Origin of the sequence: Caballeronia sp. INDeC2 (assembly GCF_023631325.1) — a bacterium.
Taxonomy (GTDB): Bacteria; Pseudomonadota; Gammaproteobacteria; order Burkholderiales; family Burkholderiaceae; genus Caballeronia.
In genome coordinates, this window is the sequence record NZ_JALQDG010000037.1 from 16,524 (window position 1) to 38,342 (window position 21,819).

The 21,819-nt window shown below is 64.2% G+C and carries 24 protein-coding genes; 14 read left to right on the forward strand and 10 right to left on the reverse strand.

All coding sequences use genetic code 11. The features are described from left to right. Positions 1-200 precede the first annotated feature (200 nt). Positions 201-905, reverse strand: coding sequence for a glutathione S-transferase N-terminal domain-containing protein (locus NCS28_RS23550; RefSeq protein ID WP_250516192.1), 705 nt, complete (start codon positions 903-905; stop codon positions 201-203). A gap of 379 nt (positions 906-1,284) precedes the next feature. Between NCS28_RS23550 and NCS28_RS23555 the strand changes: the two genes are divergently transcribed. Together NCS28_RS23555 and NCS28_RS23560 are read left to right on the forward strand one after the other, a co-directional pair. Further along, positions 1,285-1,788: a hypothetical protein gene (locus NCS28_RS23555; protein ID WP_250516193.1), complete on the forward strand. Its 504-nt coding sequence runs from the start codon at positions 1,285-1,287 to the stop codon at positions 1,786-1,788. 73 nt (positions 1,789-1,861) lie between these two features. After that, positions 1,862-2,629, forward strand: a complete 768-nt coding sequence (locus NCS28_RS23560; RefSeq protein ID WP_250516194.1) for an SDR family oxidoreductase — start codon at positions 1,862-1,864, stop codon at positions 2,627-2,629. An 8-nt stretch (positions 2,630-2,637) separates the two neighbouring features. On the opposite strand, the gene NCS28_RS23565 is transcribed toward NCS28_RS23560, so the two are convergent. Further along, complete coding sequence (locus tag NCS28_RS23565) at positions 2,638-2,868, reverse strand: hypothetical protein (protein WP_250516195.1); 231 nt, start codon at positions 2,866-2,868, stop codon at positions 2,638-2,640. Positions 2,869-3,118: 250 nt separating this feature from the next. On the opposite strand from NCS28_RS23565, the gene NCS28_RS23570 reads away from it, so the two are divergent. The 7 genes from NCS28_RS23570 (at position 3,119) to NCS28_RS23600 (ending at position 11,242) form a co-directional block, all read left to right on the forward strand. After that, the gene (locus NCS28_RS23570) at positions 3,119-5,104 is read left to right on the forward strand and encodes a sigma-54-dependent Fis family transcriptional regulator (RefSeq protein WP_250516196.1); all 1,986 of its coding nucleotides are present in this window, start codon (positions 3,119-3,121) and stop codon (positions 5,102-5,104) included. A gap of 198 nt (positions 5,105-5,302) precedes the next feature. After that, entirely contained in the window at positions 5,303-6,352 is a 1,050-nt protein-coding gene (locus NCS28_RS23575; protein WP_250516197.1) for an ATP-NAD kinase family protein, read from the forward strand. A gap of 18 nt (positions 6,353-6,370) precedes the next feature. Then, complete coding sequence (locus NCS28_RS23580; RefSeq protein ID WP_250516198.1) at positions 6,371-7,369, forward strand: thiamine pyrophosphate-dependent dehydrogenase E1 component subunit alpha; 999 nt, start codon at positions 6,371-6,373, stop codon at positions 7,367-7,369. Between the two features lie 18 nt (positions 7,370-7,387). Next, positions 7,388-8,404 carry an alpha-ketoacid dehydrogenase subunit beta gene (locus tag NCS28_RS23585; RefSeq protein ID WP_061116144.1) on the forward strand — a complete coding sequence of 339 codons (1,017 nt, stop codon included), beginning with the start codon at positions 7,388-7,390 and terminating at the stop codon, positions 8,402-8,404. Next, positions 8,404-9,528: an acetoin dehydrogenase dihydrolipoyllysine-residue acetyltransferase subunit gene (locus NCS28_RS23590; RefSeq protein ID WP_250516199.1), complete on the forward strand. Its 1,125-nt coding sequence runs from the start codon at positions 8,404-8,406 to the stop codon at positions 9,526-9,528. Before NCS28_RS23585 ends, NCS28_RS23590 begins: the two co-directional genes overlap by 1 nt. Positions 9,529-9,649: 121 nt before the next feature. Next, positions 9,650-10,393, forward strand: coding sequence for a lipoyl protein ligase domain-containing protein (locus NCS28_RS23595; RefSeq protein ID WP_250516200.1), 744 nt, complete (start codon positions 9,650-9,652; stop codon positions 10,391-10,393). Between the two features lie 18 nt (positions 10,394-10,411). Continuing rightward, entirely contained in the window at positions 10,412-11,242 is an 831-nt protein-coding gene (locus NCS28_RS23600) for a hypothetical protein (protein WP_250516201.1), read from the forward strand. A gap of 8 nt (positions 11,243-11,250) precedes the next feature. Here NCS28_RS23600 and NCS28_RS23605 read toward each other — a convergent pair whose 3' ends face one another. From NCS28_RS23605 to NCS28_RS23615, 3 genes are all read right to left on the reverse strand, one after another. Beyond that, positions 11,251-11,769 carry a YMGG-like glycine zipper-containing protein gene (locus NCS28_RS23605; protein WP_250516202.1) on the reverse strand — a complete coding sequence of 173 codons (519 nt, stop codon included), beginning with the start codon at positions 11,767-11,769 and terminating at the stop codon, positions 11,251-11,253. A gap of 51 nt (positions 11,770-11,820) precedes the next feature. Then, positions 11,821-12,171, reverse strand: a complete 351-nt coding sequence (locus tag NCS28_RS23610) for a hypothetical protein (protein WP_250516203.1) — start codon at positions 12,169-12,171, stop codon at positions 11,821-11,823. 173 nt (positions 12,172-12,344) lie between these two features. Then, entirely contained in the window at positions 12,345-13,148 is an 804-nt protein-coding gene (locus NCS28_RS23615; protein ID WP_250516204.1) for a DeoR/GlpR family DNA-binding transcription regulator, read from the reverse strand. A gap of 31 nt (positions 13,149-13,179) precedes the next feature. Here NCS28_RS23615 and NCS28_RS23620 point away from each other — a divergent pair, with 31 nt between their 5' ends. Beyond that, on the forward strand, positions 13,180-13,767 hold the full coding sequence (locus NCS28_RS23620) for an NUDIX domain-containing protein (protein ID WP_250516205.1): 588 nt from the start codon (positions 13,180-13,182) through the stop codon (positions 13,765-13,767). On the opposite strand, the gene modC is transcribed toward NCS28_RS23620, so the two are convergent. The 3 genes from modC to modA are packed head-to-tail and all read right to left on the reverse strand — an operon-like array spanning position 13,756 to position 16,338. Further along, positions 13,756-14,901 (reverse strand): molybdenum ABC transporter ATP-binding protein, encoded by a 1,146-nt coding sequence (modC, locus tag NCS28_RS23625; RefSeq protein WP_250516206.1) that lies wholly within the window; start codon positions 14,899-14,901, stop codon positions 13,756-13,758. The two genes, NCS28_RS23620 and modC, sit on opposite strands and share 12 nt — an antisense overlap. Further along, complete coding sequence (gene modB, locus NCS28_RS23630; protein ID WP_250516207.1) at positions 14,894-15,574, reverse strand: molybdate ABC transporter permease subunit; 681 nt, start codon at positions 15,572-15,574, stop codon at positions 14,894-14,896. The genes modC and modB overlap by 8 nt, the downstream gene beginning before the upstream one ends. Positions 15,575-15,582: 8 nt before the next feature. Then, positions 15,583-16,338, reverse strand: a complete 756-nt coding sequence (gene modA / locus NCS28_RS23635) for a molybdate ABC transporter substrate-binding protein (RefSeq protein ID WP_250516272.1) — start codon at positions 16,336-16,338, stop codon at positions 15,583-15,585. Between the two features lie 319 nt (positions 16,339-16,657). On the opposite strand from modA, the gene NCS28_RS23640 reads away from it, so the two are divergent. The 4 genes from NCS28_RS23640 (at position 16,658) to NCS28_RS23655 (ending at position 19,925) form a co-directional block, all read left to right on the forward strand. After that, positions 16,658-17,476: an enoyl-CoA hydratase/isomerase family protein gene (locus NCS28_RS23640; protein WP_284505700.1), complete on the forward strand. Its 819-nt coding sequence runs from the start codon at positions 16,658-16,660 to the stop codon at positions 17,474-17,476. Between the two features lie 13 nt (positions 17,477-17,489). After that, positions 17,490-18,158 (forward strand): glutathione S-transferase family protein, encoded by a 669-nt coding sequence (locus NCS28_RS23645; RefSeq protein WP_250516209.1) that lies wholly within the window; start codon positions 17,490-17,492, stop codon positions 18,156-18,158. Positions 18,159-18,281: 123 nt separating this feature from the next. Continuing rightward, positions 18,282-18,464, forward strand: coding sequence for a hypothetical protein (locus tag NCS28_RS23650; RefSeq protein ID WP_250516210.1), 183 nt, complete (start codon positions 18,282-18,284; stop codon positions 18,462-18,464). A gap of 306 nt (positions 18,465-18,770) precedes the next feature. After that, positions 18,771-19,925 carry a PDDEXK nuclease domain-containing protein gene (locus NCS28_RS23655; protein ID WP_250516211.1) on the forward strand — a complete coding sequence of 385 codons (1,155 nt, stop codon included), beginning with the start codon at positions 18,771-18,773 and terminating at the stop codon, positions 19,923-19,925. 177 nt (positions 19,926-20,102) lie between these two features. On the opposite strand, the gene NCS28_RS23660 is transcribed toward NCS28_RS23655, so the two are convergent. Next, positions 20,103-20,420 carry a c-type cytochrome gene (locus tag NCS28_RS23660; protein ID WP_250516212.1) on the reverse strand — a complete coding sequence of 106 codons (318 nt, stop codon included), beginning with the start codon at positions 20,418-20,420 and terminating at the stop codon, positions 20,103-20,105. Beyond that, positions 20,417-21,685, reverse strand: coding sequence for a PQQ-dependent sugar dehydrogenase (locus tag NCS28_RS23665; RefSeq protein ID WP_250516213.1), 1,269 nt, complete (start codon positions 21,683-21,685; stop codon positions 20,417-20,419). Before NCS28_RS23665 ends, NCS28_RS23660 begins: the two co-directional genes overlap by 4 nt. Positions 21,686-21,819 lie beyond the last annotated feature (134 nt).

The window sequence follows — 21,819 nt, forward strand, 5'->3', positions numbered from 1 at the left end:
GGAGAGACGTGCGCGAGGAGGTCCGCAGGCCCGCGCGGCATGGCGCGATCGGCCAATCTTCAGACGTTTTCGAAAGAGCGCAATCTACCGGCCGTTCAAGACGGTCGTGTGACAACCGTTTTTCGCGCGCGCCGCATACGTTTGCGTGCGCGCTTCCAACAAAAAGGAAGAATGCCCGCGCGTGTCGCGCGGACACGAGATCAATCGCGCTTCGGGATTTCCAGCCCGCGCTTCACGGCGGGGCGCGCCAAAAACGCTTCGAGCACACGCTCGACGTTTTTAAACTCGTGAAAATCGACGAGCTCGCGCGCCTCATAAAAGCCGATCAGATTGCGCACCCACGGGAACGTCGAAATATCGGCGATGCTGTATTCGTCGCCCATGATCCAGTCGCGCCCTTCGAGCCGCTTGTCGAGCACACCGAGCAGCCGCTTCGATTCCGCGACGTAACGCGCGCGCGGCCGCTTGTCCTCGTATTCCTTGCCCGCGAACTTATGGAAGAAGCCGACTTGCCCGAACATCGGTCCGATGCCGCCCATTTGGAACATCAGCCATTGCAGCGTCTCGTAACGTTTCGCCAGATCGTCGGGCATCAGCTGACCGCTCTTCGCCGCGAGATAGACGAGAATCGCGCCGGATTCGAAGAGCGGCATCGGTTCGCCGTTCGGCCCGTCCGGATCGATGATCGCGGGAATCTTGTTGTTCGGATTGAGCGATAGAAACTCCTCCGACATTTGGTCGTTCTTGTCGAAGCGCACGAGATGCGGCTCGTAGGGCAGGCCGGTTTCCTCCAGCATGATCGAGACTTTCACGCCGTTGGGCGTCGGCAGCGAGTAGAGCTGGATGCGCTCCGGATGCTGAGCAGGCCATTTGCGGGTGATCGGAAAATCGGAGAGGGCGGTCATGTAACGTCCTTTTTAGTCGAACCGCGAATATAACCATTCCACCGAAATCCGTGTTCGGCACCGCGACAGTGCGGCGTGTCATCGGGCGGACGCATCGAAAGACAAGGATTGAGGGATCTCGTACAGACTCGGCCGGTCGAAGCGCAGAGTCTGTTCTTATCGCCACTACAAAAACGTCTGTAGAAATTGCTGTACGAGCGCGAGGACTGCGCGGAGCGCCCAGGTCAAGAAGTCAACCAACAACCAAGAAACCGAGCCTTTGCGGGAACAATACAGCGCGTGCGCGAAGTGCGGGCCGGTTCGCTGGCTCGCTTATTGCATAGACGCGGATGCCCGAGCATCAGTGTCGGACTTTACGAACCCGTTGGTTACCGCTGCCATGAAAACCGCTCCTCTCGCAACGCTCACCGCATTCGCTGCCGTGGTCGGGGGACTGCTGCCCAGCCTGTGCAACGCGACGCCTCTCGAAAGCCAGCTCGACTGCAAATCCAGTGCGCACAGGTTCATCGCGCCGCTCGTCGCCGACAAGTCCATCGATGCGCGCCCCATGCGCGTCGAGGCGAATTCCGTCAACGCTTTCAAGCCGACGCAGGGCAGCGAGCTCACCGCATACGGCTTCCGCGTCTTCGCCGTGCTGGGCTATGAGCAGGGCGACGACATGTTCAAGCGCGGCAGCGGCCAGCCGATCAACGATTCCGCGTACGGCGTCGTGGTGCTCGCCGCATCGGAAACGGTGGAGGCGAAGGTGCGCGAATCGGGCAGCACGGCCGTCGTAAAGCAGGTCGTGCCGATGGTCATGACCGCCGTCTTCTGCGATGGCAGCGGCGTCCACAACACGACGACAGCGGGCGCGGTCACGACGGAAGCATCGCGTAATCGCTGATTCATCGTCGATAATGTTCTCCCGATTTCGGCGCGCGCCCGTGTCGCGCGCATAACAACAGGAGAACGCCAACATGTCCGACATAACCAGCCAGTCTCAACGAATCGCCATCGTCACCGGAGCGGGTAGCGGCATCGGGCGCGCGGCCGCGCTCGCGTTGCTCGGCGACGGCTGGTCGGTCGTGCTGGCGGGAAGGCGTCCCGCGCCGCTCGACGCGGTGATCGGCGAGTCAAACGCGAAGGAACGCGCGCTCGCCGTACCGACCGACGTCTCCGATCCGCAATCGGTCGAAAAGCTCTTCAAGGCGGCGGTCGAGCGCTTCGGCCGCGTCGATCTGCTGTTCAACAACGCTGGCGTGACGAATCCGCCCGGACCGTTCGAGGACTGGACGCCTGAGCAATGGCGCAATGTCGTCGACATCAATCTGAACGGCATGTTCTTTTGCCTGCAACAGGCGTTTCGCACGATGAAGGCGCAAACGCCGACGGGCGGCCGCATCATCAACAACGGCTCGATTTCCGCGAACGCGCCGCGCCCGAACTCGGCGGCCTACACGGCGACCAAGCACGCGGTGCAGGGCCTCACGAAAACCGCATCGCTCGATGGCCGCAAGCACGACATCGCGGTCGGGCAGATCGATGTCGGCAACGCTTTCACCGAGCTGTCCGAGCGCATGTCGCGCGGCGTGCCGCAGGCGAACGGCGAGATCGCCGTCGAACCGATGATGGACGTGAAGATCGTCGGTCAATCGGTGCTGTACATGGCGAATCTGCCGCTCGAAGCCAACGTGCTGTTCCATACCGTGATGGCGACCAAGATGCCGTTCGTCGGCCGCGGCTGAGTCTTTCCTTACACGATCCGGTACCAGACGCGAATGCCCGAGTACCAGTGGCTCACGCTGGTATCGTCGCCGGCGCCGAACGTCGAGAGACTCTCGACGTTCAGCACGTCGATTCCGTTCTCCGCGATCCACTTGTTCGCGCGCTCGACGAGCGCCGCGCCGTTCTCGTACACGTTGCCCTTGATGATGTGATGCTGCACGATCTGTCGCTCGAAGTCTTCGAAAGCGATCTTTGCCATCCGCCGTCTCCTGTCTTTTCGTTTTGATGCGCCGAGGCATCGGCACGTTTTCATGTTGCGGCGCAGCGCTATCGCCGCATGACGCTTCCTGCCGATTCGAGCATCATATGGCCTGACACACGCTCGTGCGAATCGGTTTATCCCCGCTTCGCATGCGGCAAAGCATGAAAGCATTCCGGGAGGCGATCAAAACGAAAGCGCGCTACCAGGCGCCGATAAATGCCTCACTCAAGGAGACAAGGAGAGCACGATGGACATGCGGCAACGCGAGCACATCGAGGCAGTCGTCGCGGCGACGACGCGGGCGGAACCGTTCGTGTCCGCGCCCGCGCCGCTGCGCACGCACGAGAGCATCATTCAGTCTTCGTGGCGGCGTTGCGTGCATCAGTACGGGCTCGATCCGTCGCGCATGCAGGAAGCGCGCATCCTGCCGCAGACGCGGCTGCGCGAGCATCAGCAACGTATCGACGATTTCGCGCGCATCGCGCGGCACGGTCTCGAGACGCTTTACGAGCAGGTCGCGGGCATGGGCTACGTCGTGCTGCTCACCGACGCGCTCGGCGTGACGGTCGATTACATCGGCGACTCGAACACCGATTTCGCGCTGCGCCGCGCGGGCCTCTATTTAGGCGCGCAATGGAGCGAAGCCGGCGCGGGCACGTGCGCGGTCGGCACCGCGCTCACGACGGGCCAGGCGCTCACCGTGCATCAAATCGATCATTTCGACGCGACGCATATCCCGCTGACCTGCACCGCCGCGCCGCTTTACGATTCGCGCGGCGCGCTTGCCGCGATCCTCGACATCTCCGCGCTCACGTCGCCGCAAGCGCGCGACAGCCAGAATCTCGCGCTCCAGCTCGTGCGCATTTACGCGGGACATATCGAGAACGCGAACTTCCTGCGCACGCATCGGCAGGACTGGATTCTGAAGCTGAACACGTCGCCCGAATTCGTCGATGTCGATCCCGAATATCTGATCGCGCTCGACGCGAGCGGGCGCATCGTCGGACACAATCGCCGCGCGCACGCCATGCTCGCAGCCGAAATCGGCCGGCCGATCGCGCCCGGACAAGCGGCGGCGTCGCTGATCGGCGTGCCGTTCGATACGCTCTTCGATACGCGCATCGACGAGCTCGGCCGCTTCGTGTATTCGCGGCCGAGCGAGCAGCGCGCGGTCCCGCTCGCGAAATCGGGCACGTTGCTCTACTTGAGCGTGATGCCGCCCGCGCCGTGCTTCACGCCGGCCACGAACGCGACTTCACAGCGCAGCGTCGAAGTGCCCGCGCCGCTGGCCGCGTTGAGCGGCGGCGATGCCGCGCTCACGCGCCAACTGGAACGCGCCGCGAAGCTCGTCGATTCGCCGATCAATCTGCTCATCAACGGCGAAACCGGCAGCGGCAAGGAGTTCTTTGCAAAGGCGCTGCATCGCGCGAGCGCGCGGCGCGCGGGGCCGTTCGTCGCGGTGAATTGCGCGGCGATTCCGGAGACGCTCATCGAAAGCGAATTGTTCGGGCATCTGCCGAACAGCTTTTCGGGCGCGGGCGCGAAGGGCAAGCGCGGGCTCATTCAGGAAGCGGACGGCGGCACGCTCTTTCTCGACGAAATCGGCGACATGCCGCGCGATCTGCAATCGCGGCTTCTGCGCGTGCTGGCCGAAGGCGAAGTGCTGGCGATCGGCGCGTCGCGGCCCATATCCGTCGATGTGCGGGTCATCTCCGCAACGCATCATTCGCTCGATGCGCTCATGCAGGACGGACGCTTCCGCGAAGACCTGTACTACCGCCTGAACGGCGCGCGCTTTACGCTGCCGCCGCTGCGCGAACGAAGCGATCTCGACTGGCTCGTCGATACGTTCCTCGAAGGCGCGGTCACGCTGTCGCCGCTGGCGCGCGAGCGTTTGCATCGGCATGAATGGCCGGGGAATCTGCGCGAGCTCTGCAACGTGCTGCGTTATGCGCGCGCCGTGTGTTCGAACGGTTTGATCGAAGTCGACGATCTGCCGGAAGGATTCGCGGGTGCGGCCGCGCCGGTCGAGCCGACGCCGCGCGTCGTCGAGGAGTTCGATCCGCATCGCCTGCCGCCGGAAGGCATGCTGCTGATGCAGTACCTGCGCGCCGCGAGCTGGAACCTGAGCGCGGTCGCGCGGCAGATCGGCGTGAGCCGCATGACGCTGTATCGGCGCATGGCGCGCTATGGCATCCGCTCGCCGAATCAGCGCGACGCGAACGGGCATTGATCGCCGATACGCCTGTACCCCCGCCGATACACCTGCCGCTGTGACACCTGTCACGGCGGCGCCCCGTACACCCGCTGAAGCGGCCGTTTTCCGCGGGTAATCCCTCGCTTTTTCGCGCCTGAAAGCGCCTTGTCGATTGGCATGGGGCTTGCCTTTATCCGCCGCACAAAACACACGACACAAAACGGAGACACAGGCATGCGTGATAGCGCGACGCCGCTCGTGGGCATCATTGCCAATCCTGTTTCAGCGCGCGACATTCGCCGCGTCATCGTGAACGCGAACAGCCTGCAGCTCGCGGATCGCGTGAATATCGTGTTGCGGCTGCTTTCGTCGCTGGCCTCGTGCGGCGTCGGGCGCGTGTTGATGATGCCGGACCGCGAAGGTCTGAAGGTCATGCTCCAGCGCCATCTCGCGCGCAAGCACGGCCCGGATGCCGGGCTCGCCAAGGTCGAATTTCTCGACATGCCCGTGACCGCGCGCGTCGACGACACGTTCCGCGCCGCCCGGATGATGCGCGAGGCCGGCGTCGATGCGCTCATCGTGCTCGGCGGCGACGGCACGCATCGCGCGGTCGTGCGCGAGTGCGGACAAGTGCCGATCGCGGGTCTTTCGACGGGCACGAACAACGCGTATCCGGAAATGCGCGAGCCGACCATCTCGGGACTCGCGGCGGGGCTTTACGCGACGGGCCGCGTGCCGTCGGACGCAGCGCTCGCATCGAACAAGCGGCTCGACATCGAGATACGCGATTCGAAAGGCGACGTGCGCCGCGACATCGCGCTCGTCGATGCCGTCATCTCGCACGAGCATTTCATCGGCGCGCGGGCGCTGTGGAAGATCGATACGCTCGCCGCCGTCTATGTCTCATACGCCGACCCGCAGGCGATCGGCATGTCGGCGATCGCGGGTTTGCTCGAACCGCTCGGGCGTCACGATCCGGGCGGCGTCGCGATCGAGCTCGCCGTGCCGGGTCAGGGCGAATTCGATCTGCACGCGCCGATCGCGCCGGGTCTCATCGAACCCGTGCCGATCGCGAGCTGGACGCGCCTCACCGATGGCGTGCCGCATCGCGTGAAGCAGCGCTCGGGCATCGTCGCGCTGGACGGCGAACGCGAGCTCGCCTTCGGTCCCGGCGACGAAGTCACGATCACGCTGAAGGAAAACGCCTTTCGCAGTATCGACGTGGCCGCGTGCATGCGTTACGCGGCCACGTCCGGGCTGATGCGTCAGCTCGAGCTTCGTTAATCCACCAAGGAGACAGACATGACAGCGTCGCAACAGCATGCGGGCGGCTTGCCGCTCTCGAAAGAAGGACTGCTGGGCGCGTATCGCAAGATGCGCACGATTCGCGATTTCGAGGAGCGGCTGCACGTCGATTTCGGCCGCGGCGACATTCCCGGTTTCGTGCATCTGTACGCGGGAGAGGAAGCGGCGGGCGTCGGCATCATGACGCATCTGAACGATGGCGACCGCATCGCGAGCACGCATCGCGGACACGGACACTGCATCGCGAAAGGCGTCGATCCCGTCGCGATGATGAAAGAGATTTACGGCAAGAAAGGCGGTTCGTGCAACGGCAAAGGCGGCTCGATGCATATCGCCGATTTGTCGAAAGGGATGATGGGCGCGAACGGCATCCTCGGCGCGGGCGCGCCCCTGATTTGCGGCGCGGCACTCGCGGCGAAGTTTCGCGGCAAGGGCGAAGTGGGCATTACCTTCGCGGGCGACGGCGCGTCGAATCAAGGCACGTTCCTAGAAAGCCTGAACCTCGCGGCCGTGTGGAATCTGCCGGTGATCTTCGTGATCGAGAACAACGGCTACGCGGAATCGACGGCGCGCGATTACGGCACGGCCGTCGACAGCTATGTCGATCGCGCGGCGGGCTTCGGCATTCCGGGCGTGACCGTCGACGGCACCGATTTCTTCGCGGTCTACGAAGCGGCGGGCGAAGTCATCAAGCGCGCGCGCGAAGGCGGCGGACCGGCGCTGCTCGAATGCAAGATGATCCGCTTTTACGGCCACTTCGAAGGCGACGCGCAGACCTATCGCGCGCCGGGCGAACTGGACGATATCCGCTCGAACAAGGATTGCCTGAAGAAGTTCGCGGCCGCCGTCACGCAAGCCGATGTGATTTCCCCCGGAGAACTCGACGCGATCGACAAGGAAGTCGCCGCGTTGATCGACCGCGCGGTGCAGGAAGCGAAGGACGCGCCTTTGCCGACCGCCGCCGATCTGCTCACCGATGTCTACGTCAAATACTGAATCGAGGAGATAACCATCATGGCCCGCAAACTGAGCATGAAGATGGCGATCAACGAAGCCATCGATCAGGAAATGACGCGCGATCCGAGCGTGATCGTGCTGGGTGAGGACATCGTCGGCGGCGCAGGCGCGGACGGCGAAAAAGACGCGTGGGGCGGCGTGCTCGGCGTGACGAAGGGACTCTACGCGAAGCACGGCGACCGATTGCTCGACACGCCACTCTCGGAATCCGCGTATGTCGGCGCGGCGATCGGCGCGGCGGCGTGCGGCATGCGTCCCGTTGCGGAACTGATGTTCATCGACTTCATGGGCGTGTGCTTCGACCAGATCTTCAATCAGGCCGCCAAGTTCCGCTACATGTTCGGCGGCAAGGCGGAGACGCCCGTCGTGATTCGCGCGATGGTCGGCGCGGGCTTTCGCGCGGCGGCCCAGCACAGTCAGATGCTGACGTCCCTGTTCACGCACATCCCGGGTCTGAAAGTTGTCTGTCCGAGCACGCCTTACGACACCAAAGGCCTGCTGATTCAGGCGATCCGCGACAACGATCCCGTCATCTTCTGCGAGCACAAGAATCTCTACGGCTTCGAAGGCGAAGTGCCCGAGAACTCGTACGCGATTCCGTTCGGCGAGGCGAACGTCGTGCGCGACGGCAAGGACGTTTCCATCGTCACGTATGGACTGATGGTGCATCGCGCGCTCGAAGCGGCATCGACGCTCGCGAAGGAGGGCATCGAAGCGGAAGTCGTCGATCTGCGCACGCTGTCGCCGCTCGATATCGACACGGTGCTGGAGACGGTCGAGAACACGGGGCGGCTCGTCGTCGTCGATGAAGCGAATCCGCGCTGCAACATCGCCACCGATATTTCCGCGCAGGTCGCGCAACAGGCGTTCGGCGCGTTGAAGGCCGGCATTCAGATGGTCTGCGCGCCGCATACGCCGGTGCCGTTCTCGCCGACGCTCGAAGATTTGTATATTCCGAGCGCCGCGCAGATTGCCGACGCCGCACGAAAAACCATGAAAGGAGGAAAGCACTGATGTCCGCAATCACACCGATCGTGATGCCCAAATGGGGCTTGTCGATGAAGGAAGGCACGGTCAACGAGTGGCTCGTGGAAGAGGGCACGGAGATCACCGTCGGCATGCCGATTCTCGATGTCGAAACCGACAAGATCGCCAATGCCGTCGAAGCGCCCGACGCCGGTTTGCTGCGGCGCAAAGTGGCGCAGGCGGGCGATACGTTGCCGGTGAAGGCGCTGCTCGGCGTGCTCGCGGCATCCGGCGTGAGCGACGCCGATATCGACGCGTACGTCTCATCGTACGTGACGCCCGCCGAAGACGAAGACGAGGGCGAGGAAGCGGCGGCGTATCACTTCGTCGATATAGACGGCATCCGCGTGCGCTACGCATCGCGCGGCGGCGACGACGCGAATCGGCCCGCGGTGCTGTTCATCCACGGCTTCGGCGGCGATCTCGACAACTGGCTCTTCAATCTCGATGCGCTCGCGGAGAAGAATCGTGTGTTCGCGCTCGATTTGCCGGGCCACGGGCAATCGACGCCGAAAGTGCCGGGAACGTCGCTGGCGGATCTCGCGGGCTTCGTCGGCAAGTTCATGGACGCGGTGTCGATCGATCGCGCGCATCTCGTCGGTCACTCGATGGGCGGCGGCATCGCGGTGCAGATAGCCGTCGATCAGCCGGCGCGCGTGCAATCGGTTTCGCTCATTTCGCCCGCCGGTTTCGGCGACGAAGTGAACAACGCGTATACCGAAGGCTTCGTGACCGCCGAATCGCGCCGCGAGTTGAAGCCGGTCGTCGAGTTGCTGTTCGCGAATCCCGAACTCGTGAGCCGCCAGATGCTCGACGATCTGCTGAAGTACAAGCGGCTCGACGGCGTCAGCGACGCGCTGACATCGCTCAACGGCGGATTGTTCGCGGGCGGCCGGCAGAGCGCGCAGCCGGGCGGCAAGCTGGCCGCGACGGGCAAGCCGGTGCTCGTGATCTGGGGCGAAAAGGACCAGATCATTCCCGCCGCGCACGCGAAAGCGGCGCCGGAAGGCGCGACCGTGCGTGTCTTCGACGATGCCGGGCACATGAGCCAGATGGAGAAGGCGAACGAAGTCAATGCGTTGCTGAAGGAGCACGTGGCGAAGGCCGGCTGATCGCGCCCGAGCCGCGCGCGCCCCGCCGGAGAAGGCCGCCGACGGGGCGCGCTCGTTTTTCGCGGTAATTGGCTACCATGCGTGGATGGCGTCGCTCGTGACGCGCCCGGACATCGATTCCATGCCCTTCCAACTGATCGATCCCGTTTCTCCTTCCAGCGATCCGCTCGACGCCGAGGAAGCGCTACTCTCGCGCGCGGCTGCGGGCGAGGCCGTCGCCCATATCTGGGAAGCGCCCGTTTCGCTGGTCGTGCCGCGCAGCTATCAGCGTTACGCGGCGCTCGCCGATGCGCGCGAGGCGTTTGCGCGGCGCGGCTGTCCCGTGTGGCTGCGTCTGTCGGGCGGCGGCCTCGTGCCGCAAGGCCCGGGCGTTCTCAACCTGAGCCTCGCGTATCCCGTGCGCGCGCCGATGGGCACGCTCTCCGAATCCGTCTACGTGCATCTGTGCAGAATTCTCGCCGATGCGCTCAACTCGCTCGGCGTGCTGACGCACTGGCAGGCCGTCGAAGGCTCGTTCTGCGACGGCCGCTTCAATCTTGCCTGGGGCCCCGGCGACGACGCGCGCAAGATCGCGGGCACGGCGCAATACTGGCGGCGCGTGCCGCACGGCGACGCGGATCAGCCGCTTTACGCGGTGCTCGCGCACGCCGTCCTGCTCGTCGATGCCGATCCGATCGAAATCAACGAGCGCGCCAACGCATTCGAAGCGATGATCGAAAGCGGGCGGCGCTACGAGGAAATGCGAGTCGTGACCGTCGCGCAGGCCCTCGCGTACGAATGTTTTTCGATACCCGCCGACTTGCGCGAGCGCGTGCGCACGGCGTTGATCGATCGCGTGAAGGACGCGCCGCTGCCGGAGCAATAAAAACGCATCGAGGTGGCCATGCCGCTCAGAAGTGCTTCGAACGGGTTCTTCTTCGCGCTGTGGGTGGCCGTGTGCGCGGCCGCGCCCGAGTTTCTGTGGCAAGGCCTCTTTTCCGTCTTCGGCCATTTCTCCCTGACCGATGCCGCCGCCGCGCTCCTGATCGGCGCGATTCTCGCGTTCTTCGTCGAACCCGTGCTGGAACGCGTGCGCGTTCTCGGCGATGCGCCCGAACATGCCGAAAAATCGCCGGCCTTCGCCGCGTGCGAGGCGTTGAGCTTCGCGGTGGTCGCGGTCTGCGTGCACGAGGCGATCACCGTGTATGTCGCGGCGGGCCATTCGAACGAGCATGCGGGCGAGAACCTCGCGAAAGCCGTCGCGCAGGCGCTGCAATGGGCGGTCATACCGTTCTTCATTACGGTCGCGTGGATGGCGGCGCGCGCGCCGTCGTGGCTCGCGTGGTCCGTGGCGGCGCTCGCGGTGATCGTCAGCTTCGTCGCCGGCGTGATCTTCGGATGGAGCGCGCACGTGCTCGTGACGAGCGTGATTCCGGCGACCTGTGTCCTGATCGCGGGATGCATCATCGTGCGGGAACAGTGGGATGCGTCGACGTTCAGGCGCTGCGCCCGCGCGACCGGTGTGATCGCGCTCGCGTGGCTCGTGCTGACCGGCGCGCTGCAACTCGTGTTATGGCTCGCGCACGTGCAGGCGTTTCGCGTTTATGAACGGTCGGAGTTCTGGAGCGACTTGCGGTTTTACATCGGCTGGGTGACGGGCCTGCTCGTTGCGCCGGCGTTCGTGCCCGACGCGCCGCTGAACGCCAGTGGCGATGAGCGGCGCATGCGGCGTTGACGACTTCGTCAGTACGTTCCGGGCGGCGGCTGCCAGCCAGGCGGCGGGGGCGGCGGCGGTGTCGTGCTGTAAGCGCCGGAAGGCTGACCGGTGGTGCGCACGGCGCCGCGCACCGGCACCTTGTCGCCGGCGGCATACATGCATTGCAGATAGGCGTAGTCGTAGCGTTGCTGCACGTTGTAACCCGATGCCTGCGATGCGCCGACGCCGAACGCGCTGCCGGTCAGCAAGCCCGCGCCCGCGCCGATGGCCGCGCCCGAGCCGCCGCCGAACGCCGCGCCTGCCGCCGCGCCGAGCGCAGTGCCGACGACCGCGCTGCCGACTGCGCTGTTGGTCGCCGCCTGATTGGCGTCCACGCCGCCGACCTGATTGAGGGCGAACTGGCGGCACGATGCATCGTCGGCGCGGAACTGGTCGAACGTCTTCGTGCTGCCGGGCAGCGCCATCACGCTCGGGCCGGTGGGCATCACGGTACAGGCCGAAAGGCCGATCGCCGTGAGCAGCAGGGCAAGCCTTGAGTAGTTCATGGAATCTTGCGAGTTCGCTTCGTTGTGTGTTTCAGGGCGCCGGAAAAGGCATCAGTTCGATGGCGGCGGCGTAGCCGGAACCGGACGCCATGCGTCGGCACATTGCTTGACGTAGGGGTAATAGGCCTTCGCGGAGTCGCAGTAGTACCACATGCCGGCTTGCTGGGCGGGCGCGCCTGGATCGGCGGCGGCCTGTCCCTGCTCGACGTACTGGACCGGCGCGGCCGGCTGGACGACCACGGGCGGCGGCGGATAGTAGTAATACGGCACGGGTGCGACGGGATACGGGTAATACATGGGTCCGCCGACCCATACGCCGACGCGCGACCACGCGTATGCATCGGCGGTCACGCCCGCGCTCGCGATCAGCGATAGCGCGATAAAAGCCTTCAGGCGATTCACGACCTTCTCCAGAAAAATTGTTTGCGGTGTCGATGCCTATAACGGAAAACCGACCTCCGCTGTTGACCGGACACGGCGCATCTTTCAACGCTATTCCACTTGCCGGAGAAATTCAATTACACGAATCGGCGCGTATTTTTCGGCGCGTTACCCGGTAATTAAGTGTCGCTATTTCAGGCGCGCAACACGGTAATTCCGGCTTGTTCGATCGGCTCGGTCAGTTTCGTGTCGGCGGCCTTCTCGACGATGATCGCCTGCGCGAGTTCGATCCCGCCGATCTTGTAAGCCGACGCCGCATTGAGCTTCGCCGCCGACGCGAGCACGACGGTTTCCGCCGCGCGCGCCGCGAGCGCCCGCTTGATGTGCGCTTCCTCGAAATCGCCGGTGGTGAGTCCGGCTGTCGGATGCACGCCGGTGACGCCCATGAAATAGATGTCGGCATGAATATGCGACATGGCTTCGACGGCGGCCGCGCCGACGGTGACGATCGAATGCTTGTAGAGCGTGCCGCCGATCAGCACGACTTCGACCGATGCGTGGTCCGCCAGCGCCACCGCGACACTCGGGCTATGCGTGACGATCGTCGCGCGCAGATTCTCCGGCAATTGACGCACGAGCAGCGCGGACGTCGTGCCGCCATCGACGATCACGATTTGTCCCGGCGCGATCATCTCCGCTGCCTTCTTCGCGATGCACCGTTTCGCATCCGATTCCATTTCCTCGCGCCGCGCGAACGGCGCGATCGCGGGCGAAGCGGGCAGTGCGCCGCCATGCACGCGCTGGAGCAGCCCTTCGGCGGCGAGCTCGCGCAGGTCGCGCCGGACGGTGTCCTCGGAAATGCCGAAACGCGCGCTCAGTTCAGCGGCGAGCACTTGGCCGTCGCGCTTCAGGGCGTCGAGGATCGCTTTCTTGCGTTGGCTGGTCAACATGGCGTTGCACGAATATGCTTGATATTGCACGAAACTGCACGCTACCATGAGTTCAACGAGTTGTCGAACAGGTGATCCGATGGAAACGAAAGACCGCGTGCGCATCCTCAAAACCGAAGTCCTGGCGGACGACTGGTACGTCCTCAGAAAGGTGACCTTCGATTTTCAGCGCCGCGATGGCGCCTGGCAGCGCCAAAGCCGCGAGACCTATGACCGCGGCAACGGCGCGACCATCCTGCTGCGCGACCGCAAGATCGGCAACGTGCTGCTGACGCGCCAGTTTCGAATGCCCGCGTTCGTCAACGGACACGACGGCATGCTGATCGAAACGCCCGGCGGCCTGCTCGACGACGCAACGCCTGAAGAGCGCATCCGCGCCGAAGTGGAAGAGGAAACGGGCTACCGGGTGCATCACGTCGAAAAGATCTTCGAGGCGTTCATGAGCCCGGGATCGGTGACGGAGAAGCTCTACTTCTATATCGGGGACTACGACGGCTCGATGCGCGTGTCGGAAGGCGGCGGAGTGAAGGAAGAGGGCGAGGAGATCGAGACGATCGAAGTGCCGCTGCAAACGGCCATGCAGATGATCGAGCGCGGCGAGATCGTGGACGGCAAGACGATCATTCTTCTGCAATACGCCGCGCTGAAGGCGCGCTTAGGCGAGTAGCGACACCGCCTTGACCTGCGCCCACAGCCGCATGCCTTGGACGATGCCGAGCCGGTCGATCGAATAACGCGTGACGCGCGCGAGCAGCGGCGAGCCGTCGACATCGAGTCGCACCACGGCCTGCGACGGATTGGTGTCGTCCGCAATGCCGACGACCGTCGCGGGCAACACGTTCAGCACGCTACTGCGCTCGTGTTCGTGCGTGCCGGTGATGAGGCTCACGTCGCGCGCTTTCACGGCCACGCGCATCGTCTTGCCACAGGTCATCGGCGCATGCACGACGGCGAGCTTCGCGCGAGAACCCGGCAACGCGAGTGTGAGCAGACCGTACGCGCTGTCGTATCCATCGACGATGCCTTCGAATACGACCGATGCATCGTCGGCGAGCGCGAGCGGCAGATCGAGCCGTGCGAGCGTATCGGCGATCGGGCCGCTCGCGAGCGCGCGGCCGCCTTCGAGCAGCACGAGATGATCCGCGAGGCGCGCGACTTCTTCCGGCGCGTGGCTCACGTAGAGCACGGGAATATCCAACTCGTCGTGCAGACGTTCCAGATACGGAAGGATTTCGAGCTTGCGTTTCTGATCGAGCGACGCGAGCGGTTCGTCGAGCAAGAGTAGACGCGGGCTCGTCAAGAGCGCCCGCGCGATGCCCACGCGCTGCCGCTCGCCGCCGGACAAGCCGGCGGGCGCGCGCTCCAGCAGATGCCCGATGCCGAGCAGTTCCGCCGCCTGCGACAGATCCACGCGACGCTCCGCCGCCGCCACGCGATCGAGCCCGAAGCGCAGATTCTTCTTCACGCTCAGATGCGGAAAGAGGCTCGCTTCCTGAAAGACATAGCCGAGCGGCCGCTTGTGCGTCGGCAGAAAGATGTTGCGTTCGGTATCGAGCCACACTTCGCCATTGACGACGAGCCGCCCGACGCGCGGCCGCGCGAGGCCCGCGAGGCATCGCAAAAGCGTGGTCTTGCCGGAACCGGAATGGCCGAAGATCGCGGTGACGCCGCGCCCGGGCAGCGTGAGATCGATATCGAACGTGAAGCCTTTGTGCTCGACGAGAAAGCGCGCCGCGATGGCTTCGCCGGAACGGGGTTGCGCGTGGCCGAGCGTCGGACGGGAAGTAGTGAGTTCAGACATGAGCCGCGACGGAACGCCGGCTGGAATAGAGCATCAGAAGAACGACGAACGAGAATACCACCATGCCGCCCGCGAGCCAGTGCGCCTGAGCGTATTCGAGCGCTTCGACGTGATCGAAGATCTGCACGGACACGACACGCGTGCGCCCCGGAATGTTGCCGCCGATCATCAGCACGACGCCGAATTCGCCGACTGTATGCGCGAAGCCGAGAATCGTCGCCGTGACGATGCCCGGCCGCGCGAGCGGCAGCGCCACCGTGAAGAACGTGTCCCACGGACCGGCGCGCAGCGTCGCGGCGGCTTCGAGCGGACGGCGGCCGATGGCTTCGAACGCGTTCTGCAACGGCTGCACGACGAAGGGCAGCGAATAGATCACCGAGCCGACCACGAGACCGGTGAACGTGAACGGCAACAAGCCGATGCCGAGCGACTGCGTCAGCTTGCCGACGTAACCGTTCGGCCCCATCAGTACGAGCAGATAAAAGCCGATGACCGTCGGCGGCAGCACGAGCGGCAGCGCTACCACCGCGCCGACGATGCCTTTCACCTTCGAGCGCGTGTGCGTGAGCCACCACGCGATCGGCGTACCGACGACGAGCAGAAGCGCCGTCGTCAGCGACGCCAGTTCGAGCGTCAGCGTGATGGCCTGGAGATCGGCGCTATCGAGCGGCATGGGCGGAATTACAGTTGATAGCCGTAGGACTTGATCACCGCGGCGGCTTTCGGGCCCTTCAGATAATCGATGAACTGCTTCGCGACCGGATTGTCCTTACCCTTGTTCAGAATCACGGCGTCCTGCTTGATCGGCTCATGCAGATTGGACGGCACGATCCACGCCGAGCCGCTCGTGATCTTGCCGTCCTTGTAGATCTGCGACAACGCGACGAAGCCGAGCTCTGCGTTGCCCGTCGCGACGAACTGCTGCGTCTGCGAAATGTTCTGACCTTCGACGACCTTCGGCTTGATCTCCGCCGTCAGGCCGAGCTTGTCGAGCGTCTGATAGCCGGCGAGGCCATAAGGCGCGGCCTTCGGATTGGCGATCGCGATGTGCCGAAAGTCGTTCTTCTTCAGCACTTCGCCTTTGTCGTCGACGTAGCCGTCCTTCGCGGACCACAACGCGAGCGCGCCCGTCGCGTACGTGAAGCGGCTGCCGGGCACCGTTGCGCCTTCGCTGTCGAGCTTGGCGGGCGTGGAATCGTCGGCGGCGAGGAACACTTCGAACGGTGCGCCGTTCTTGATTTGCGCGTAGAACTGACCCGTCGCGCCGAACGATGCGACGACCTTGTTGCCCGTGTCCTTCTCGAAGTCGGCGGCGATCGCCTGCACGGGCGCCGTGAAGTTGGCTGCGACCGCGACCTGCACTTCCCCGGCAAGCGCCGACGTGGCAGCGATGCCCGCGGTGACGCCGACGGCTAACGGAACGAAGGCGGAAAGCAAAGCGCGCAAAATACGAGTCTTCACGTAAGGCTCCTTAAATCGAATGGAAGTTCTGGTTATGGATCGACGTTGGGCGGCGCGTTGGCGGCCGCGAGCGTGGGGCCGTGCAGTTCGGCGAGACCGTAATATATCCGACTATATTACGTCGGCGCATGCTCACTCTGTTACATGTCGATCATGGGTCTGGCCGGATGATTGTGGTCCGGTCAGTTGTGAGTCGTGCTCAAACAATTGAGTTGACCTTTTGCGCGTTTTTCGCAGACACTGAACGACAAAATTCGGCCGACAGCCTCAATAAATTGAGTAACGCTCAATTCGCATGTATCAGGGAGACGACACCGTGACGGACGCAACGAATCTGCAACGCCTGAAGCTCGGCATCGAAGGGCACGTCGCACGCGTGACGCTCGATCGTCCCGACGTGCGCAACGCGTTCGACGATGCGACGATCGTCGAGCTGACCGCCGCCTTCCGCGCGCTCGACGACGACGCCAACGTGCGCGTCATCATCCTCGCCGCGAACGGCCCGGCGTTCTGCGCGGGCGCGGACCTCACCTGGATGAAGCGCATGGCAGGCTATTCGGAAGCGGAAAACCGCGCCGATGCACTCGGCCTCGCGACCATGCTCAACACGATCTACGCATGCGGGAAGCCGGTGATTGCGCGCGTGCAGGGCGACGCCTACGCGGGCGGCATGGGCCTCGTTGCGGTGTGCGATATTGCGGTCGCGGCCGATACGGCGCACTTCTGCCTCTCCGAAGCGAAGCTCGGCCTGATGCCCGCGACGATCGCGCCCTACGTGATCCGCGCGATGGGCGCGCGCGCGGCGCATCGGTACTTCGTGACGGCGGAGCGCTTCGATGCCGCCGAAGCGCTGCGTCTTGGCTTCGTGCATGAAGCCGTCGCCGCCGATCAGCTCGACGCATGCGTCGATGCCATCGCCGCCAGCATCGCCGCGAACAGCCCGAACGGCGTGCGCGAATGCAAGCGGCTCGTCGCGGATTTCGCCGGCAAGGACATCGACGAAACGTTGATCGGTGAGACCGCCGAGCGCATCGCGCGGATTCGCGCATCGGACGAAGGTCGCGAAGGCGTGCGCAGCTTCCTCGAAAAGCGCAAACCGTCCTGGCTCGGCTGAGCGGGGCATCGACGTGATTACGCTGCATCACTGCGTGAGCGCGCGCTCGTTCCGGCCGCTGTGGGCGTTGGAAGAGATCGGCGTGCCATATGAACTGAAGATGTTGCCGTTTCCGCCGCGCGTGTTCGCTCGCGGTTTCAAGGACGTGAATCCGCTCGGCACGATTCCGGCGTTCGAGGATGACGCGCTCTTCATGACGGAATCGTCGGCGATCTGCCAGTATCTGGCGGCGCGCTATTCGCCGGGCGCGCTCGATGTCGCGCCGCACGAGGCGGATTTCGGCCGCTATCTCAACTTCCTGCATTTCGGCGAAGCGACGCTCACCTTTCCGCAGACGCTCGTTCTGCGCTATCGGCATCTGGAGCCGCCGGAGCGCCTGCAGCCGCAGATCGCCGATGACTACGCGCGATGGTTTCACGCCCGCCTGCGCACGCTCGCGCCGCTTCTCGACGCGCAGCCGTATCTGTGCGCGGAGCGCTTCACGGCGGCGGACATTTCCGTCGGCTTTGCGCTGATGCTCGCGGAGTTTGTGGATTTGAGCGATGGCTTCGCGCCGTCGATCGCCGAATATTGGCGCCGCCTGAAAGAACGCGAAGGCTTTCTCCGCGCGATGCGCGCGCAGGAAGCCGCGGCGCTCGCACAGGGCGTTTCGACCACGCCCGCGCCGCGGCTGCGCCCGTAGTCACCCTCCTTCAAGTCCCCCCGTCCGTAGGGCTGTGCGAAGCATCGCGCGGCCGTACTCTTTACATCACGCGCTGACGTTCACGCGCGCCGATTCAGAGAGACTTTCTTGACGAGGTTGGCGATGGTCGTTCTTTCCTGGTTCCTGTCAGTGGTTGTCGCGCTGCTCGCGACGGCCACCATTGCGATGGCGCTGCCGCGCTCCGCCGCGGACGAGTTGAACGCCACCGCGCCGCAGTCGATTTTCAGCATCGAGATGAATCGCATCGACGCGATAGTCGCGTCCTGCATGCCGAATGCCGACTGAACCGGCTGGCGCGAACGGGGCGCGTCGCTGGGCGTCGGATGTAAGCGTTGTCGAATCAATGCGTTGCAGCAATATCTAAAACGATATCCACAGGCTTGTGCACCAAATCTGTGGACAACATAAAGCATCGAGGCCTACGAGCCTGGGAGGGTAACCCCAAGCCTTGCGCGAGGGGCGCGTTTGGAGACCAGCAATCGACGAGATCGAAGCTCCGTGCGGATGCCGCGCCTCGACGGGGAGGCGAATCCGCTATATTCGAGCGCTGATGCGTGCCGACGGGCCGCACCGCACGGAGACATTCGACGCATGACCAAGCACGAGATTGCCGCAAACGACTACGACGAATTCCGTTCGGGCATCGTGGAGGTGCTCGAAAGCGCGCGGCGCGCCGCCGCACGGAGCGTCAACGCGATCATGACGGCGTCGTACTGGGAAATCGGGCGGCGGATCGTCGAATCGGAGCAGGGCGGAGCGCATCGGGCGGCTTACGGGGAGACGCTCATCGCGCGGCTGGCCACTGATCTGACGAGCCGTTTCGGCAGAGGATTCGGCAAGGCGAACCTCGCCAACATGCGCGCGTTCTATCAGCAATGGCCGCCCGAGCGGATTTTCCAGACGGCGTCTGGAAAATCGCCGGCGGATTCGCAAATGCTCCAGACGGCGTCTGGAAAATCCGCGCTTTCCTCGCCGTCCGCTACCGCCGACGTACGTCTAGCCGCGCTCGCTGCCCGTTTCGCACTGCCGTGGTCGGCTTACGTGCGACTGCTTTCCGTGAAAAGCGACGCCGCGCGCGCCTTCTACGAAAGCGAAGCGTTGCGCGAGGGCTGGTCGGTCCGCCAGCTCGACCGGCAGGTGAACAGTCAGCTCTTCGAGCGGCTCGCGCTGTCGCGCAACAAGGCGGCGCTGCTGGAAAAGGCCGCCGAGCGCGCGCCCGGCGATGCGCTCACGCCCGAGGAAGCGATCAAGGATCCGTTCGTCCTCGAATTCCTCGACATCAAGGACGAGTATTCCGAGTCGGATCTGGAGGACGCGCTGATCCGGCGCCTCGCGGATTTCCTGCTCGAACTCGGCGACGACTTCGCGTTCGTCGGAAGGCAGCGACGGCTGCGCATCGACGATACGTGGTTCCGCGTCGATCTGCTGTTCTTCCATCGACGGCTGAAGTGCCTCGTCGTTATCGATCTAAAAGTCGGCCGGTTCAGCTACGCGGACGCGGGCCAGATGCATCTCTATCTGAATTACGCCCGCGAGCACTGGATGAAGCCGGGCGAAAACCCGCCGGTCGGGCTGATTCTGTGCGCGGGAAAGGGCAGTGCGGAGGCACGCTACGCGCTCGACAATCTGCCGAACAAGATTCTGGCGGCTGAATATCAGACGGTGCTGCCCGACGAAAAAATGATTGCGGAAGAGCTGGAACGTTCGCGCGAGGCGCTGGATGCGCGGCGCGGCGACGCTGGTTAGCGCAGAAATACGAGGCGAAAAAAAAGCCCGCTTCATTGAGCGGGCTTGAATCCACATCGGTTGAGACATGGAGGAGACAGGTGTAAGTATAAACCCTTAAGCCTCCGCGTCAATACCTAAAATAAAAAAATCGCAATCGGGTTTGTACCGCAGCAAATTTGCAACACCTTGCCGCAGTCACTGTTTGCCGAGGCTGTGGTAATACGCTGCCAGATTGGCGACATCCGCGTCCGACAAGGTCTTCGCCATCATCGACATCATCTCGTTCTTGCGCTCGCCCGAGCGGAAATCGTTGAGCGCCTTCACGAGATACTCCTCCGTCTGCCCGGCGAGATTGGGCGCTTCCGGCAGTTTCGACATGCCGTCGATGCCGTGACACGCCGCGCACGCCGACGCCTTCGCGCGCCCGGCCTTCACGTCGCCGGCGGCGAACGAGGCGTGCGACATCGCCGCGAATACGCCTGCCAACACTGCCGCCGTCAACGTCATCCTCATTTGGCCCCCGTATACGAGATGCGGTAGATCGCGCCCGCGTAGTCGTCGGAGACGAGGAGCGAGCCGTCCTGCAGCATCTGCACGTCGACCGGGCGTCCCATGTACTCGCCGCTCGACGTAAGCCAGCCTTCCGCAAAGACTTCCGCCTCGCCCGCGGTGCCGTCGTCCTTGATCGGGATGAACATGAGGCGCGCGCCGATCGGCTTCGTGCGGTTCCAGGAGCCGTGCTCCGCATCGAAGACGCCGCCCTGATACTTCTGCGGGAACATCTTGCCGTTGTAGAACGACATGCCGAGATCGGCGGCGTGCGCGGCGAACTCGACCTGCGGAAACACGACGCCCGCCGGCGGATTCTGGTCCTTGTACTCGACCGTGCGGACCTTGCCGCCGCCGTACCACGGGAAGCCGAAGTTCTCGCCCGCTTTCGTCGCGTGATTCAGCTCGCCGGGCGGGATGTCGTCGCCCATGCCGTCGACCTGGTTATCGGTGAACCAGAGCGTCTTGTCCTTTGGATTGAAATCGAGGCCGACCGAATTGCGCACGCCGTGCGCATACACTTCTCGGTTCTTGCCGTCCTGATCCAGACGGATGATGCCGGCGAGCCCGTTGCGATCCAGTTCCGCGAGCTTGTCCTTCGGCGGCACGTTCCACGGCTGGCCGAGCGCGATGTACAGCTTCTTGTCCGGCCCGACGCGGCAATACCGCGCGCCGTGATTGAAGCTTTCGAACTGCGTCGGAATCAGCTTGCCCTGCGGCACGACGACCGCCGCCGCGACATCCGGCCCGCCTTCGCCGAAGAACTGCGCGGCCGGAAAGCCGAGCACACGATTCTGCTCGACGACGTACAGCACGCCGTCGGGCGAGAAGCACACGCCGTTAGGCACCTTGAACGTCACCGACGACGCGAATTGCACGACATCGCTCGCGACGCGCTGCTTGGTCCGATCGGTCACCTGCCACACGCGATTCTTTCGCGTGCCGACGAACACGACGCCCGTCGACGGCTCGATCGTCATCGCGCGGGCTTCCGGCACCACCGCGTACAGCTCGATCTTGAAGCCCGGCGGCAGCTTGATCTGCTCGAGATTCTTGCGCAGCGCGTCGGCGGTCTGGCCGGCTTGCGGGATGGTTTCGGCCGGCGCGGTATTGCCGGTCTGACGGAAGTTCGACAGCGTGTTGACGTTGTCCTGCGCGGCGTTCGCATACGGCAGGCAGGCGAACATCGCACCGGCGGCCAACGGCAAAAGCTTGAGCGTTGCGTTCATCTGGTTTGTCTCCTGTTGTTGTCGACCGGATCGGGCGCTTGGGCGCTGCGCTCCGGTTCCATGCAAAGCAAGACTCCTCGAAAACTTGCACCGACCAACCCACGACTACTTTCGACGAACCGCATGGCCCGGAA